The following is a 16051-nucleotide window of genomic DNA, read 5'->3' as shown; positions in this document are numbered from 1 at the left end:
GGTCAGACGAAGATACCCCTTGATTGGTTTATCTGGCTTGGCTTACGCCTGGCCTTTAATTTCTACACGACCACGGTACGGGGCTTTAGCACCTAATTCCTGCTCGATACGCAGTAATTGGTTGTACTTAGACACGCGGTCTGAACGGCATAAAGAACCAGTTTTGATTTGACCAGCAGCAGTACCTACAGCTAAGTCAGCAATAAAGGCATCTTCAGTTTCGCCTGAACGGTGAGAAATAACCGCAGTGAAACCCGCATCTTTCGCCATTTTAATGGCTGCTAAAGTTTCAGTTAAACTGCCGATTTGGTTAAATTTGATCAGGATAGAGTTACCAATGCCCTGTTCAATACCACGGGTCAGGATCTTGGTGTTGGTCACGAATAAATCGTCGCCGACCAGCTGGATTTTGTTGCCCATTTTATTGGTCATGTCTTTCCAGCCATCCCAATCTGACTCATCCAAACCGTCTTCGATTGAAACTATAGGGAAACGGGTCGCTAAACCAGCCAGGAAGTCGTTGAATTCATAAGAAGTGAATTCTTTGCCTTCGCCAGACAGCTTGTATTTACCATCAACATAAAACTCAGAAGCTGCACAGTCTAATGCCAAAGTGATGTCTTTATTCAGCTCGTAACCTGCAGCGGCTACAGCTTTAGAGATCACAGTTAAAGCTTCTTCGTTAGACTTCAGATCCGGCGCGAAACCACCTTCATCACCTACAGCTGTGTTTAAGCCCTGACTGTGCAGTTCTTTTTTCAGCTGGTGGAAAATTTCGGCGCCCATACGCAGAGCTTCAGCGAAGGTCTTGGCGCCAACAGGCTGAACCATAAACTCCTGAATATCCACGTTGTTATCGGCATGCTCACCACCATTGATGATGTTCATCATTGGAACTGGCATAGAGTAAACACCAGGGGTGCCATTTAAGTCCGCAATGTGCTGATACAGTGGGATCTTTTTATCAGCAGCTGCTGCGCGGGCTACGGCTAAGGACACAGCCAGAATAGCGTTAGCACCTAATTTAGATTTAGATTCTGTGCCATCCAGATCGATCATGATCTGGTCAATTTCTGCTTGTTTATACGCATTTTTGCCGATTAAGGCCGCTTTGATTGGACCATCGATATTGGCCACAGCAGTGCGAACACCTTTACCTAAATAACGGCTTTTGTCACCATCGCGCAGTTCTAAAGCTTCACGGGTACCAGTAGAAGCACCAGATGGCGCACAGCCACGACCCATAGCACCACTGGCCAGGAAAACGTCAGCTTCTACTGTTGGGTTACCACGTGAATCCATGATCTCACGGGCGATGATATTGACGATCTCAGACATGTAAATCCCCTTCTATGCTGCATAAACAAAAGCCGGACTTTGTGGCCCGGCTTTAATCAAATTAAACGAGTTGCTGTTTCTGATATTTATAAGCGGCGGCCACGAAGCCCTGGAATAACGGATGTCCGTCACGTGGTGTAGAGTTAAATTCCGGGTGGAACTGACCCGCCACAAACCATGGGTGTGTAGGTATTTCAATCATTTCAACCAACTGGTTGTCCGCCGACAAACCAGAGATTTTTAAGCCAGCCTCTTCGAGTTGAGCAACAAAATTGTTGTTCACTTCATATCTGTGACGATGACGCTCGCTGACGATGTCACTGCCATAGATCTCACGGGCTTTGGTATTGGCTTTGAGGTTACAGTTTTGGCTGCCCAAACGCATAGTGCCGCCCATATCAGACTTGTCAGTCCGCTGTTCAACATTACCGTCAGCATCCAGCCATTCTGTGATGAGACCCACCACAGGGTAAGGCGTGTTTTTATTAAATTCGGTTGAGTGCGCATCTTTCATGCCAGCAACATTGCGGGCATATTCAATCAGCGCCACTTGCATACCTAAACAAATACCCAGGTAAGGCACTTTGTGTTCACGGGCATAACGGGCAGCCATAATTTTGCCTTCCACGCCACGTTCACCAAAACCACCTGGTACCAGGATCGCATCCACACCGGCCAGAACATCTGTGCCTTTGCTTTCAACGTCCTGCGAGTCGATATATTTGATATGCACTGTTAAACGATTTTTTAAACCGGCATGATTTAACGCTTCGTTTACTGATTTATAGGCATCTGGCAGTTCAACATATTTGCCGACCATACCAATAGTGACTTCACCTGTCGGGTTCGACTCCTGATACAGCACCTGTTCCCACTCGGTCAGGTCAGCTTCAGGGCAGGTCATATGGAAACGACGCACCACTAAATCATCCAGCCCTTGTGATTTTAACAAGGCAGGAATTTGGTAGATGCTGGACACGTCTTTTAACGAAATTACAGCGCGCTCTTCCACATTGGTGAAGAGTGCAATTTTGGCTTTTTCATTGGACGGAATAGCACGATCAGAACGACAGACCAGAATGTCTGGCTGAATACCTATAGAACGCAGTTCTTTAACAGAATGCTGAGTCGGCTTGGTTTTGATTTCACCGGCAGTGCCCAGGTAAGGCACTAAGGTCAGGTGCATAAACATGGCGCGTTCTCGGCCAATTTCAGTACCCAACTGACGAATAGCTTCTAAAAATGGCAGTGATTCGATATCACCTACAGTACCGCCGATTTCAACGATGGCAATGTCATAGCCTTCAGCACCAGCCACAACGCGGCTTTTGATTTCGTTGGTGATATGAGGGATCACCTGAATAGTGGCACCTAAATAATCGCCACGACGTTCACGACGTAATACGTCTGAATAAATACGGCCTTGGGTGAAGTTATTACGTTTGGTCATTTTGGTGCGGATAAACCGCTCATAGTGACCTAAATCGAGATCGGTTTCTGCGCCGTCTTCTGTGACGTACACTTCACCGTGCTGAATTGGGCTCATGGTGCCCGGATCCAGGTTAATGTACGGATCCAGTTTAAGGATGGTCACTTTCAGGCCACGGGCTTCTAAAATAGCAGCTAACGATGCAGCAGCAATGCCTTTACCTAAGGATGAGACAACCCCACCCGTCACGAAGATGTATCTTGTAGTCATGAGACCCCTGAGACGCCATTGGCAATAAAGAATTTACGAACTTAGGACGGGGGAAAATTATAACAAAGGGCGGCTTGGTGCTCAATCAAAAGGCAGGATAAAAAAATAATAAATCAGTAAAGCACAGCGAAAGGCGCTGTTTTCGCTTAAGGGCAGAAGAAAAAGGCAGCTTACGCTGCCTTTAAAATTCAAAACTTAAGAACCCTGCTTGTCGCTATGACGCATATGCGGGAACAGAATGACGTCACGGATGCTTGGCGCGTCGGCCAGTAACATCACTAAACGGTCAATACCAATACCCTGACCAGCTGTTGGCGGTAAACCATGTTCCAATGCTGTGACAAAATCTTCGTCGTAGTACATGGCTTCGTCATCGCCGGCTTCTTTTTGCGCAACCTGTTCACGGAAACGTTCAGCCTGATCTTCAGCGTCGTTTAACTCGCTAAAACCATTGCCTAATTCACGACCACCGATAAAGAACTCAAAACGGTCAGTGATTTCCGGATTATGGTCATTACGACGGGCCAGCGGAGAAATCTCTGCCGGGTATTCAGTGATAAAAGTAGGTTGTTGTAACTTGGTTTCGACCAGTTCATCAAAAACTTCCATCAGAATACGGCCATGGCCATAGTTGGCTTTGACTTCAATGCCTAAAGACTTAGCCAATTCAGCTACCGCTTCACGGGTCGTTAACTGCTCCAGTTTAACGTCCGGGTTGTAATGCAGAATAGATTCAGTCACTGACATACGGGCAAAAGGCTTGCCGAAGTCAAATACGTTGCCCTGATACTGCACTTCAGTGGTGCCTAACACGGACTGTGCCAGACCACGGAATAACTCTTCAGTGATATCCATCAGGTCGTTGTAATCAGCATAAGCCCAGTAGAATTCCAGCATAGTGAATTCTGGGTTATGACGGGTTGAAACGCCTTCGTTACGGAAGTTACGGTTCAGCTCAAATACTTTCTCAAAACCACCCACAACCAGACGCTTTAAATACAGCTCTGGAGCTATACGCAGGAACATTTGCATATCCAGCGCATTGTGGTGCGTCTCGAACGGGCGGGCTGAAGCACCACCTGGAATGCTTTGCAGCATTGGGGTTTCTACTTCTAAAAAGCCTTTGCTGTTAAAAAACTGACGGATATAAGCCACAGTTTTTGAACGGATTAAAAAGGTTTTACGTGACTGGTCGTTGACGATCAGATCCAAATAACGTTGACGGTAACAGGCTTCCTGATCGGTTAAACCGTGGAATTTATCCGGCAACGGGCGCAAGGCTTTCGTCAGCAGACGAACTTCATCCAGCCAAACGGTCAGCTCACCGGTCTGAGTTTTAAATAACACACCGCTACCACCGATGATGTCACCTAAATCCCACTTTTTAAACCCTTCTTCATACACGCCTTCCGGCAGGCTTTTCAGCGCAACATACAGCTGAATTTTGCCGCCAACGTCCTGAATAGTGGCGAAGCTGGCTTTACCCATCACACGGCGCAGCATAATGCGGCCTGCTACAGTGACACGGATTTTTTTCTCTTCCAGCTCTTCTTTACTGAACTGCTCGTACTGAGCCAGGATCTGGTCCGAAGTCGCATCGCGGCGGAAATCATTCGGGAATGGGTTGCCTTGCTCACGTAAGCCAGCCAGCTTATGTTTACGCTCTGCAATCAGTTTATTGACGTCCTGATGTTCTTCGATAGGCGTATTTTGTTCAGACATGATAAGTTCCTGATAATAAACTAAATTACAAACCGGCTTTTAAACTGGCTTCGATAAATTTATCTAAATCCCCGTCCAGTACGGACTGAGTGTTCCGGGTTTCAACGCCGGTACGTAAATCTTTAATGCGTGAATCATCCAGCACGTACGACCGGATCTGGCTACCCCAGCCGATATCGGACTTGGTGTCTTCCAGCGCTTGTTTCTCTGCATTTTGCTTTTGCAATTCAAACTCATACAACTTGGCGCGTAACTGCTTGTAGGCATTGTCACGGTTTTTGTGCTGCGAGCGATCGTTTTGACACTGCACCACTATATTGGTCGGTAAGTGGGTAATACGCACCGCAGAATCTGTTCTGTTGACGTGCTGACCACCGGCACCGGATGCACGGTAAGTATCTATCCGTAAATCGGCCGGGTTGATTTCGATTTCAATGTCGTCATCGACTTCAGGCGATACGAACACAGAGGCAAAAGAGGTATGGCGGCGGTTGCCTGAGTCAAATGGACTCTTGCGGACTAAACGGTGCACGCCCGTTTCAGTACGTAACCAGCCGTAAGCGTATTCGCCGGTAAATTTGATAGTACAACCTTTAATACCCGCCACGTCGCCGTCTGTCACTTCGTACAGTTCAGGTTTAAAGCCTTTGGCTTCGCCCCAGCGTAAATACATCCGCATTAGCATGCTGGCCCAGTCCTGAGCTTCAGTACCACCAGAACCGGATTGAATATCCAGGTAACAATCGGCCGGATCGCTTTTGCCAGAGAACATACGACGGAATTCCAGCTTGGCCAGCTGAGCTTCCAGGCCGGCTAATTCGTCCTGAGCCTCAATAAAAGTACCTTCGTCTTCGGCTTCAATAGCCAGTTCAATTAAACCGGCCACGTCTTCCAGGCCCTGATCCAGTTTGTCGATCGTGCCGACAATCTGCTCCAGCGCTGAACGTTCCTTACCTAAAGACTGAGCATACTCAGGGTTATTCCAGACGGCAGAATCTTCCAGCTCACGGCTGACTTCTTCTAGCTTTTCTTTTTTGGCGTCGTAGTCAAAGATACCCCCGAAGCACGTTGGTGCGTTCAGTCAGGTCTTTGATGGCGTTGTATACCGGATTTACTTCAAACATGATTTAAGGCGCTTAGAAAAAAATTGGTGGCGATTGTAGCAATTTTTCTGCAGACATGCAGCCATCCCGACGATTTTCTGTTGAAAGAGTCAAGACGGACCTAAGCCCGAAAGTCCGCGTTCACTCTTTATCTTCAGGCTTACCCTATTTTTTCAATCAACCGGACAATCAACTGCACAGATTGTTGATCTCTGTAGTCGTTGATATCCAGCTGATAAGCCACGCGGATTTTTTTGACGTTGGCATCAGGCCAGGCTTTGTTGTCGGCATTAAACCAAATGGCATCAACCAGATTACCCTCACTGGATTCCAGCATCAGTTTCAGGTGTTTATCCGCCAGCAGACGTTGTTGCCGGATAATAAATTCACCTTCAAATACCGGCTCAGGAAAGGCTTGTCCCCAGGGGCCAGCTTGTTGTAGCAGCCGGGCAAAAGGTACAGACAAACAGTCACTGCTCAAATCACCGTCTGTATAAAGCACAGCGGTCAACAGCTCCGGCGTCAGGTACTTTTTCGCAACAAAGTTCAACGCCAGCTTAAAGGTTTCAAAACGCTCTTCGGCAATAGTTAAACCAGCCGCCATGGCATGGCCACCAAACTTTTTAATCAGGCCCGGGTATTGAGTAGAAACTTCATCTAATAAATCGCGGATATGCAGACCAGGAATAGAGCGGGCCGAACCTTTAAGCTCGCCTGCATCGCCTTGTGCAAACACCAGTACAGGTCTGTGGTATTGCTCTTTAATCCGGCCAGCCAAAATCCCGATCACGCCCTGATGCCAGTCACTCTGGTACAAACACAAAGCGTCCGGCAACTCTTCAGCAGCGAAAGACAAACGCTGTAAATAAGCCTGAGCTTCCTGCTGCATGCCCTGCTCTATTTCACGGCGCTCGACGTTTAAACTATCAAGTTCTGCAGCATACATACGGGCACGGGGCAAATCAGGCGCTAATAAACAGCTGATGCCAAGGCCCATATCATCTAAACGACCGGCCGCATTTAAACGTGGCGCTAACGCAAAACCAAAATCCTGGGCTGTTAGCTTTTCCGCTTTACGGTTGGCCACGTCAATCAGCGCCTGAACGCCGGGTCTCGCCTTACCACTGCGAATACGTTGCAGGCCCTGATGCACCAGAATTCTGTTATTGGTATCCAGTGGCACTACGTCAGCTACTGTGCCTAAAGCCACCAGATCCAACAGGTCCGCCAAATTAGGTTCGGGTTGAGTTTCAGTAAAATAACCTTGAGTACGAAGTTCAGCACGCAGCGCCAGCAACAGATAAAAGGCCACCCCCACACCAGCAAGCTGCTTACTGGGAAAGTCACAACCCGGCTGATTTGGATTGACTATAGCGTCAGCATCCGGCAGCTCATTGCCTGGTAAATGGTGGTCTGTGACCAGTACTTTGACGCCCATTTTTTTCGCCAGCGCTATGCCGTCTATCGCTGAAATGCCGTTGTCTACTGTCACTATTAGTTGAGCGCCCTGAGCTACTGCAATTTCCGCCATTTCAACCGACAAGCCATAACCGTATTCAAAACGGTTGGGCACCAGATACTCCACATGCTTAAAACCCAGGCTTTTTAAGCCGGTCAGCAAAGTGGCTGTGCTGGTGGCGCCATCTGCATCAAAATCGCCGACTATGACAATATGTTGTTGCTGCTGCAAAGCATCAATCAACAAAGTCACAGCGGAAGAAATGCCTTTCAGTCTGGTAAAAGACAGCAGTTGAGCAGCGCCACGAGCCAGTTGCTCTGAACTTTCAATACCTCGGCTGGCATAAATACGCTGGATCACCGGATGGTACTGCGCCAATTCAGCCGATATAGCCGGCACAGACCGGCGTTGTAATTCTTTTGTGATACTCACACTAAAACCTGCTTATGGCGTATTTTGACTCAGGACGGCCACCAAAGCTGCAGCGGGTTGATAACCAGGAATTAAACGGCCATCAGGCAGGATCAGCGCAGGAGTGCCAGTAATACCAAAGCTTTGGCCTAACTCGAACTGCTGTGCCACTTTGTTTTGACAACTGGCTTGTTTTACCGCTTTGCCACCTTTTGCATCGGTCAGCGCCTGTTTTGTATCTTTAGCACACCAAATCGACTGTAATTCGTCATAAGTTGCTGACTGAATGCCACCACGTGGGAAAGCGAGGTAACGCACCGTAATACCGGCCTTGTTCAGATCCGCCATTTCGTTATGTAACTTGCGGCAATAACCACAACTGGTGTCAGTAAATACATGGATCACGTATTTTTCATCAGCGGCCTTAAACTCAATCACTGAGTCATCAAAATCCTTTACACCTGCTTTACGGATATCTTTCAGAATGTCTTCATTGACCAGTTTTTTATTTTTTAAATCGTAAATATTGCCTTCAAACAAATACTGTTTATTTTCCGACATAAAAAATAAACCTTTGTCAGTTTGCACTTGCAACATGCCAGGCACAGAAGAATCTGCCACAGCTTTTACTTTCAAACCCACTTCAGAAAAGGCTTGATTCACTTCAGGCAACACAGCCTGAGCTGACAATCCGGTACTTAAAAATGCTGCCATAACAGCGAGATAACTAAACTTCTTCATCTTTATTCCTGCACCGCAAGTTAACCACGCGGATGATGTTGTTGATGTAAACTTTGCAGACGCGCCTGCGCCACATGGGTATAAATTTGGGTGGTCGATAAATCGCTGTGCCCTAATAACAACTGTACGACCCGTAAATCCGCACCATGATTTAATAAATGGGTGGCAAAAGCATGTCGTACCGTATGCGGTGACAGCTCTGCACTAATGCCTGCCACTTTGGCATAAAACTTAATCCGGTGCCAGAAAGTTTGTCGGGTCATTTGCTGGCCTCTGGAACTCGGAAATACCACATCACTCTGACCGCCGAGCAATAATCCGCGGCCCTGGCGCAGGTAATTGTCCAACCACTCCACCGCGGTTTCCCCCAAAGGCACCAGTCGTTCTTTTTTGCCTTTGCCTGTGACCCTGACCAAACCCTGACGCAAATTAATTTGCTGCAAGGTTAAACCTACCAGCTCTGATACCCGAAGACCGGCTGCATACAGAATTTCTAACATCACTTTGTCGCGAAACTGAATTAAATCACTGACATCTGGGGCAGACAGCAATAAATCCACATCCTGCTCTGACAAAGTTTTAGGCAAAGAGCGGCCAATTTTTGGATTAAATACGTCGGATAAAGGGTTTTCACTCATTTGTTTGGTTTTGTGCAGGTGACGATAAAAGCGCCGTAAGCTGCTCAAAGCCCTGGAGGTACTACGTGGACTAAAGCCCTGATCAACCCGGTACGCCAGATAACTATTCAGCAGCATTTGATCCACAGCTGTCAGTTGCTGGCCTTGCTGCTGCAAAAACAAGGCAAATTTACTCAGATCGGTGCCATAAGCGCTTAGGGTATGTTCACTGACACCTTTGTCCAGCCACAGTTGATCTAAAAAGGCTTTAATCAGTTGCTGTTCTGAGATGGCCAACACTACTGCCACTTAGTACTCCCGGGTTAATTTACCTTGTCTGACTTTGTTGGCTCAGACGCTTCTGCTACACTGCCGGCCACACAAAATGCTGAGTCATATCAGATGAAAATTGGTCTTTTTTACGGTTCAACCACTTGCTATACCGAAATAGTGGCAGAAAAAATTCAGGTACTTTTAAGTGCTGACCCAAGTTTGCCGGATGGCAGCAGTGTAACACTTCATAATATTAAAGATCAGCCTCTGACGCTGATGTCTGACTACGATTTGCTGATTTTAGGTATTTCAACCTGGGATTTTGGTGAGCTGCAGGAAGACTGGGAAGCACACTGGGACGACATCAAAGACGTTGATTTAAACGGCAAAATTGTCGCGATTTACGGCATGGGTGATCAGCTGGGTTACGCGGAGTGGTTTCAGGATGCAGTAGGCATGCTGCATCAGGCCATAGCCCCCCAAGACTGTGTGCGCATTGGTTTCTGGCCCACCGAAGGCTACGACTTTATCGCCTCTAAAGCGGCAACTGAAGACGGTGAATGGTTTTATGGTTTAGCGTTGGACGAAGAAAATCAATACGATTTAACAGACCAACGGCTGAATGATTGGCTAACGCAGTTAATGAATGAGCTGATAGCCCTCTAAAAGCGGCCTGTCATCACATCCTGATACAGCTGAGTTTTTTGTACTTCAAGATGGGCCTGCTGCAGTTTTTTAACCAGTTCAGGTTCTGTGCCTTTACTGGCCGCCAGATAGGTTTGTTGTTCCAACTGCGGTATGGCTAACACAAAACGAGCTATGCCCTGCGGCTGCAGAAGCTGTTTCTCCATCAAGGCTATTGCCGCTTCATCATCCACCACATAATCCACTTTGCCTTTGAGTAACAAACGCCAGGATTCCAGAATATCCGCAGATAAAAGCAGTTCTTTACCAATTCTCAGGCCCTGTTGCTGCAGATACAAAGAAGAAAAATCTCCTCGTTGCACTGCAATAACGGCTGAGCCTAAATCTTTGATATGGTTTGGAGTTAAATCAGTGCGGTCTGTTAAGCGTACCAAACCCAACCGGTAATTTGCCACGGGCCCAATCCAATGAAACTCATTTTCCCGCTCCGGTGTTCTGGCTATGTTGTAGATCAGCACATTAGGCACTGAAGTGGCAATATAATAGGACCGAGCCCAGGGATAAACTTCAATATGGCTATCAAGCCCAGCCTGTTTAAGTGTTGCGATGACAATCTGAGTGCTAATGCCGTCTACTTTGCCATCTTTGATTGTTTGGTGAGGTGGTGATAATTCGGTGACTACTCTAAAAGCAAGCGGCTCCGTGTTTGCAGCAGTAGCGAAAGATAGATACAACAGAACTGCTAATAAGCTTTTTGCCACTACTTCCCCCTACTGCTGTAATACTTTTTGTACAAGACTTTGTTTATCCTAGCTTAGTTAGGCAAAGCCCTTCTGGCAACAGGTGATTTTTTCGCTGGAAGATCAAAAAGGGCAGCCTAAGCCACCCTTGTTCCAGTCAAGCCTGAGCACTTAACCTTTTAACACTTGCGCCATAGCTTTAGCGAAGTAATCAATATTGCTGTGGTTTAAACCAGAAATACTGACACGGCTTGAGCCAACCATATAGATGCTGTAGTCCTTACGCAGGCGTTCAATTTGTTCTTTATTAATGCCAAGGAAAGAGAACATACCGTGTTGTTTAGTGATAAAGCTGAAATCCTGTGTGATGCCTTCAGCCGTAAATTTATCGATGATCAGCTGACGGTAGTCGTTGATACGATTACGCATCACAGCCAGTTCCTGATGCCACAACGCCGTTAATTCCTGGCTATCCAGAATATGACTGACGATAATAGCGCCATGGGCAGGCGGCATAGAATAAATACTGCGCACTACGCTTAACAACACAGATTTTGCTATATCAGTGGTTTTGCTGTCAGCAGTGACAATACTTACTGCACCTATACGCTCGCGGTATAAACCAAAGTTCTTCGAGCAGGAGCTGCACAGCAGCATCTCTTCGACTTGATCGGCCAGGTAACGTAAACCTTGCGTATCTTCTTCCAGGCCCAGACCAAAACCCTGATAAGCCATATCGACCAGCGGCGTAAAGCCTTTTTCTTTGGCTAAATGGGCAAATTGTTTCCACTGCTCAAAGTTTAAATCCATACCACTTGGGTTATGGCAACAGGCATGCACCAGCACTACGTCACCAGCAGGAACCTGCGCCAGTTCAGTCAGCATGGCATCAAATTTCAGGCCTTTGGTATCCCAGTCGTAGTAGCTGTATTCTTTGACTTTCAGACCAGCGGCCTGAAATAACGAAATATGGTTAGCCCAGGTTGGGTTGGTCACCCAGACTGTGGCATCCGGATTGGCCTTTTTAATAAATTCAGCAGCAACCCGCAAAGCACCTGTGCCACCAGGGGTATGAGCTGTAGTCACACGACCAGACAACAAGACTTTATGCTGACCAAAAGCCAGTTTTTCGATGTGGCTGTTAAAGGATAAATCACCCGCCATACCAATATAGGTTTTACTGTCTTCGTTTTTTAAACGCAGCGCTTCGGCTTTTTTCACACAATCCAGCACAGCCGTATGGCCTTGCTCGTCTTTATAGACACCCACCCCAAGGTCCACTTTCAGTGGATTTGGATCTTCTTTATAAGCGGCCATTAAACCTAAAATTGGATCGATAGGGGTCGGCTGTAAGTGCGAAAACATAGTTTTTACCTGTTAGTTTGCGGTGTTAAAGAATCAATTCGGTTTCATCTTATCATGCAGGCAGTAAGTCTGGCAGCACAAGACAGATAGCCACTAAACGAACCAGAGCATCTGTATGGTAGGCCTGACGTTTAAATGCCTCAGCGTCAATAATACCTGCCAGTTCACCTTTGCTATTGAATAAAGGTAGACAAGCTTCGGATAATACTTTGGGATCGCAGGTGTAATATTCGCCACCTGCTGTTAAATAAGCAGTGACATCGTTAATCACTTTGGCTTTACCCGTTAGACCTACGGTGCTGTTATTGCTGATTTGGGCAAATTCGGCTGTTAACGGAAATTCAGCACGGGAAGCCGCACCAAAATAGGCCAGCTTCACCAGTACGGTTTCGCCTTCTGGGTTCTGACGCTTTTGGTAAATACCAAACCAGTCACTGTCGTTGCTTTGTTGGTAGTTCTGCACTACGGCGGTTAACTGGCTTAAAGCAGCTGCTGTTGTTTCGTTTTGGCCCAGAGTGGCAGCCAGATCATAAGGTTCATCGGCCAGTTGGCCAAACAGCGAACAAGCTCCACCTTCGCCTAATTCAGGCACCTGATAAGACCAGGTCACAGCAGGCGCAACGACTGCGGCAAGTTGGTTTTTTAATGCAGCCACAGCTTGTTCTATCGCTGTTTCCTGCCCTTGCAATAACACAGACAATCCTGACTGTTCCAGATATAAATTAATAGACACTTCAGCCATCCAGATTTCTAAAATTGACGATAGTTTACCAGAAGCCTTTTATTTGCCAATGGCTTTTTTAGCCCTTTATTTATACACCTTACTTCACTGCTCTTTGCAGCAAAGCCTGAGATCACAGAGTATAAGCTCAGGGAATAGCAGGTATAAGGCTTGCTGTTTTTAATCTTGTTGTTTATCGTGCGCTTTCTGACGACTTACACAGATTGTTTTATGAGTGGCAAAAAAATCTCGTTAGCCGACTGGCAACAACAATTGGGGCGACCTGCTGAAGAAGCAACAGCGGCAGCTGCGGATGATTTGGTCTACAGTACAGATTCAGGCCGTATTGATAAACCCAAACCACAAAAAGCTGTGGCACAAAGTTTTACCGACGGTCATGCCCGGTTAAAACGTGAAACTAAAGGCCGTAATGGCAAAGCGGTAATCACTATTTCAGGCCTTGCTGAAAGTGCCGAAAAACTGGCAGAAATTGCAGCCTTATTAAAGAAAAAATGTGGCTGTGGTGGTTCGGTCAAGGACGGCGTCATTGAAATTCAGGGTGATCAACGCGAACTGGTGCAGCAGGAGTTAACTAAACTGGGTTACAAACATAAATGGGCAGGTGGTTAACCCGCCCCTTTATACCCAGATGGATCAAGCGAGCGTCTGATGCAACAACTCTCCCCTTCTGACTTATCTATTCTGCTGATTGAACCTTCTGATGTTCAACGCAAAATTATTATCAGACAACTGGCCGCAGAAGGAGCAACCCAGATCAGTACGGCCGACAGCATTGCAACAGCCATGCTGCAGCTCAAACAGCATAAAGCCGATCTGGTGATCAGCAGTTTATATTTTGAACAAGGCACCAGTCTGGAACTGCTGGCCAAGCTGAAAAACGACTCAGATTTAGCAGAAGTACCTTTTGTACTGATTTCCTCAGAAACAAAAAAAGCCCAGCTGGAGCAATTTAAGCAATCAGGCGTAATAGCGATTTTACCTAAACCTTTTAATTCAGTGCAGTTGGGCAAAGCCTTAAATGCCGCCATAGATCTGCTCAGTCCGGCCGAATTGGAACTGAGTTTATTTGATGTGCACGATGTGCGGGTCTTGGTGGTCGACGACAGCCGTCTGGCCCGTAACCATATTAAACGTGTACTGCAGAACCTGGGAATTCAGCATTTAACTGAAGCAGAGGATGGGCAACAAGCCATTGAGCTTTTGAAAAACAATATGTTTGATTTGGTGCTGACAGATTTTAATATGCCGGAAGTGAACGGTCAGGAGCTGACGCAGTATATCCGTGAACACAGCCAGCAAAGCCATATCCCGGTCTTAATGGTGACCAGTGAAGCCAACGAATCACATCTGGCCAATATTGCTCAATCTGGTGTCAATGCCTTATGTGATAAGCCGTTTGAACCTGAAACAGTACGGGCATTATTAAGCCGCATTATGGAACACTAGAGAGAAGAAGGGTCAGAGCGCAAGCTCTGACCCATTAGATTACTTCTGTTGGTTATAGTCTTTGCCAAAAATCTTGCCAAAGAAACTGTCTTTTAACCAGACTGGACGTTGTGGATTATTCGCCACTTCAGTGGCAATACCGAAGTTAATGTCGGCGAAAGTCGCACCAGCATCATAACGAATAGCACCAAAGTCAGCCGTTAAACCCGCCTTGTCATCAGTCGGCTTGTGGTAATGCTTGGCAAAAAACTTACCCCAGACTTCGCCACCTTTTTGAGCAGGATCTTTAGAGGTAAAGCCTGTCATCAGAAATACAGATGGCACACCTTGCTGCACTAAAGTGTAGTGATCTGAACGGGTAAAAATAGCTTGCTCCGGCATTGGATCCGGACTTTGGCTAATACCTACAGCAGCTGCAGCTGTATCCACAGTTGCACCTAAACTGGAGTGATTGGCGCCAAATGCCACTATGTCAGCGAAAGGATACAACAATACCGGCATATCAATATTGACGTTCGCCACCAGCTTGTCGATAGGACGGGTTGGGTTATGCGCAAAATAGTCTGCTCCCAACAAGCCTTTTTCTTCACCTGTTACGGCCACAAATAAGATAGAACGTTTTGGCCGCTCTGCCTGCTGGGTAAATAAACGGGCAGTTTCCAGCATAATGCTAACACCAGCGGCATTATCCATCAGACCGTTGTTAATTTTATCTTTGCTGCGCACATCGTTGGAAAATCCAATGTGATCCGAGTGGGCCGTTACCACCACATATTCATCTTTAAGCTTTGGATCAGAACCAGGTAACACCGCAGCCACGTTCGGGCTAGTGATATCTTCAGTCGTTGACTCACGTTTTAAATTCACAGTGCCTTCCAACGCAAAACCTGTTGGCACTTTTTCTGCGGCTAAGTCAGCAAAAATATCGTCCAGAGAACGACTGGCTCCGGCAAATAACAACTTAGCTGCATCAGGGTGCAGATAGGCAGAACCAGTTAAGGACTCAAACTCACCTTCAGCTGTGCCGTCTTTATGTAACCAGCGCATACGTGGATTGGTCAGATACATCAAGCTATTGGCATAAGGACGTACTTTTTCTTCTGAGGGCGTATGCAGAGTAATGACACCTACAGCACCACGTTCAGCCGCATTTTCCGCTTTTAAACTTTGGATATGAGCAGCTTCTTCGCTAGGCAAAGATTTAGGGCGGCCGCTCAGCATCACTACTATTTTGCCTTTCACATCCAGATTAGCGTAGTCGTCCAGATTAAACTCTTTGGAGACCAGGCCATAACCGACAAACACCAAAGGCGCTGTGACATCGACCTTGGCATGTGAAATGCTAGGGCCAGTGAAGAACTGCTTTGGATAATCAAAATTTGTAGTTTTACCATTTTTAGTCAATGACATTTTGGCGCTGCTTTGCACCAGCAACGCTTTGCGCATAGGTACTGACTGGAAATAGCCCTGCTCACCTGCCGGCTCTAAACCTAAAGCTGCCAGTTGAGTAGCAATATAGTTAGAAGCAATTTGATGACCACGACTGCCGGTATCACGACCTTCCAGACTGTCATCGCCTAAAAACGTCATATGAGCTTCAATGGCTTTGGCACTCGCCCTTGGCTGAGCTGCCACAGAAGAAGGTGTAGTTGTACTTTGACAGCCCGCCAGCACCAGCATGGCGGATAAAGCACTGATTGACATCAGTTTCATAATGTTTCCTTAAAAATTCAGGGGCTTTCGCCCCTGA

14 protein-coding genes are annotated in these 16051 nt (G+C 46.8%); 3 read left to right on the top strand and 11 right to left on the bottom strand.

What is annotated here, in order from left to right; translation table 11 throughout:
• Window positions 1-42: 42 nt before the first annotated feature.
• The 7 genes from eno to xerD form a co-directional block, all read right to left on the bottom strand.
• A complete protein-coding gene (eno, locus tag EK374_RS04805; RefSeq protein WP_127020624.1) occupies window positions 43-1338 on the bottom strand; it encodes a phosphopyruvate hydratase in 1296 nt (431 codons plus the stop codon).
• A 61-nt stretch (window positions 1339-1399) separates the two neighbouring features.
• Window positions 1400-3037 carry a CTP synthase gene (locus EK374_RS04800; protein WP_127020622.1) on the bottom strand — a complete coding sequence of 546 codons (1638 nt, stop codon included), beginning with the start codon at window positions 3035-3037 and terminating at the stop codon, window positions 1400-1402.
• 195 nt (window positions 3038-3232) lie between these two features.
• The gene (gene lysS, locus EK374_RS04795) at window positions 3233-4759 is read right to left on the bottom strand and encodes a lysine--tRNA ligase (RefSeq protein ID WP_127020620.1); all 1527 of its coding nucleotides are present in this window, start codon (window positions 4757-4759) and stop codon (window positions 3233-3235) included.
• 25 nt (window positions 4760-4784) lie between these two features.
• A protein-coding gene (gene prfB, locus EK374_RS04790; protein WP_164731818.1) for a peptide chain release factor 2 occupies window positions 4785-5883 on the bottom strand; the annotation gives its coding sequence in 2 pieces (ribosomal slippage) (window positions 4785-5807 and window positions 5809-5883; 1098 coding nt in all).
• Between the two features lie 139 nt (window positions 5884-6022).
• On the bottom strand, window positions 6023-7753 hold the full coding sequence (recJ, locus tag EK374_RS04785; protein WP_206099288.1) for a single-stranded-DNA-specific exonuclease RecJ: 1731 nt from the start codon (window positions 7751-7753) through the stop codon (window positions 6023-6025).
• A 12-nt stretch (window positions 7754-7765) separates the two neighbouring features.
• A complete protein-coding gene (dsbC, locus tag EK374_RS04780; RefSeq protein WP_127020616.1) occupies window positions 7766-8473 on the bottom strand; it encodes a bifunctional protein-disulfide isomerase/oxidoreductase DsbC in 708 nt (235 codons plus the stop codon).
• A 20-nt stretch (window positions 8474-8493) separates the two neighbouring features.
• The gene (gene xerD, locus EK374_RS04775) at window positions 8494-9399 is read right to left on the bottom strand and encodes a site-specific tyrosine recombinase XerD (RefSeq protein ID WP_127020614.1); all 906 of its coding nucleotides are present in this window, start codon (window positions 9397-9399) and stop codon (window positions 8494-8496) included.
• 93 nt (window positions 9400-9492) lie between these two features.
• On the opposite strand from xerD, the gene fldB reads away from it, so the two are divergent.
• Window positions 9493-10029 carry a flavodoxin FldB gene (fldB, locus tag EK374_RS04770; RefSeq protein ID WP_127020612.1) on the top strand — a complete coding sequence of 179 codons (537 nt, stop codon included), beginning with the start codon at window positions 9493-9495 and terminating at the stop codon, window positions 10027-10029.
• On the opposite strand, the gene EK374_RS04765 is transcribed toward fldB, so the two are convergent.
• The 3 genes from EK374_RS04765 to EK374_RS04755 all read right to left on the bottom strand — a co-directional run bounded on the left by EK374_RS04765 (window position 10026) and on the right by EK374_RS04755 (window position 12855).
• Window positions 10026-10769: a substrate-binding periplasmic protein gene (locus EK374_RS04765; protein ID WP_233280334.1), complete on the bottom strand. Its 744-nt coding sequence runs from the start codon at window positions 10767-10769 to the stop codon at window positions 10026-10028. The two genes, fldB and EK374_RS04765, sit on opposite strands and share 4 nt — an antisense overlap.
• A 150-nt stretch (window positions 10770-10919) precedes the next feature.
• On the bottom strand, window positions 10920-12113 hold the full coding sequence (locus EK374_RS04760; protein WP_127020610.1) for an amino acid aminotransferase: 1194 nt from the start codon (window positions 12111-12113) through the stop codon (window positions 10920-10922).
• A 52-nt stretch (window positions 12114-12165) separates the two neighbouring features.
• Window positions 12166-12855 carry a GAF domain-containing protein gene (locus tag EK374_RS04755; protein WP_127020608.1) on the bottom strand — a complete coding sequence of 230 codons (690 nt, stop codon included), beginning with the start codon at window positions 12853-12855 and terminating at the stop codon, window positions 12166-12168.
• Window positions 12856-13005: 150 nt separating this feature from the next.
• Between EK374_RS04755 and EK374_RS04750 the strand changes: the two genes are divergently transcribed.
• Entirely contained in the window at window positions 13006-13464 is a 459-nt protein-coding gene (locus EK374_RS04750) for a translation initiation factor (RefSeq protein WP_407691853.1), read from the top strand.
• A gap of 39 nt (window positions 13465-13503) precedes the next feature.
• The gene (locus EK374_RS04745) at window positions 13504-14301 is read left to right on the top strand and encodes a response regulator (RefSeq protein ID WP_127020606.1); all 798 of its coding nucleotides are present in this window, start codon (window positions 13504-13506) and stop codon (window positions 14299-14301) included.
• 39 nt (window positions 14302-14340) lie between these two features.
• Here EK374_RS04745 and EK374_RS04740 read toward each other — a convergent pair whose 3' ends face one another.
• On the bottom strand, window positions 14341-16014 hold the full coding sequence (locus tag EK374_RS04740; RefSeq protein ID WP_127020604.1) for a M28 family metallopeptidase: 1674 nt from the start codon (window positions 16012-16014) through the stop codon (window positions 14341-14343).
• Window positions 16015-16051: the final 37 nt, after the last annotated feature.

Origin of the sequence: Rheinheimera mangrovi, assembly GCF_003990335.1 — a bacterium.
GTDB classification, from domain to species: domain Bacteria; phylum Pseudomonadota; class Gammaproteobacteria; order Enterobacterales; family Alteromonadaceae; genus Pararheinheimera; species Pararheinheimera mangrovi.
Note: the sequence above shows the minus strand (reverse complement) of the source record. Positions and strands in the feature narration are given on the sequence as shown.

Coding starts and splice junctions, on each gene's coding strand:
- EK374_RS04745 (WP_127020606.1), top strand. CDS start 13,504: ATGCAACAACTCTCCCCTTCTGACTTATCTATTCTGCTGATTGAACCT.
- lysS (WP_127020620.1), bottom strand. CDS start 4,759: ATGTCTGAACAAAATACGCCTATCGAAGAACATCAGGACGTCAATAAA.
- dsbC (WP_127020616.1), bottom strand. CDS start 8,473: ATGAAGAAGTTTAGTTATCTCGCTGTTATGGCAGCATTTTTAAGTACC.
- EK374_RS04800 (WP_127020622.1), bottom strand. CDS start 3,037: ATGACTACAAGATACATCTTCGTGACGGGTGGGGTTGTCTCATCCTTA.
- EK374_RS04755 (WP_127020608.1), bottom strand. CDS start 12,855: ATGGCTGAAGTGTCTATTAATTTATATCTGGAACAGTCAGGATTGTCT.
- EK374_RS04760 (WP_127020610.1), bottom strand. CDS start 12,113: ATGTTTTCGCACTTACAGCCGACCCCTATCGATCCAATTTTAGGTTTA.
- EK374_RS04740 (WP_127020604.1), bottom strand. CDS start 16,014: ATGAAACTGATGTCAATCAGTGCTTTATCCGCCATGCTGGTGCTGGCG.
- eno (WP_127020624.1), bottom strand. CDS start 1,338: ATGTCTGAGATCGTCAATATCATCGCCCGTGAGATCATGGATTCACGT.
- fldB (WP_127020612.1), top strand. CDS start 9,493: ATGAAAATTGGTCTTTTTTACGGTTCAACCACTTGCTATACCGAAATA.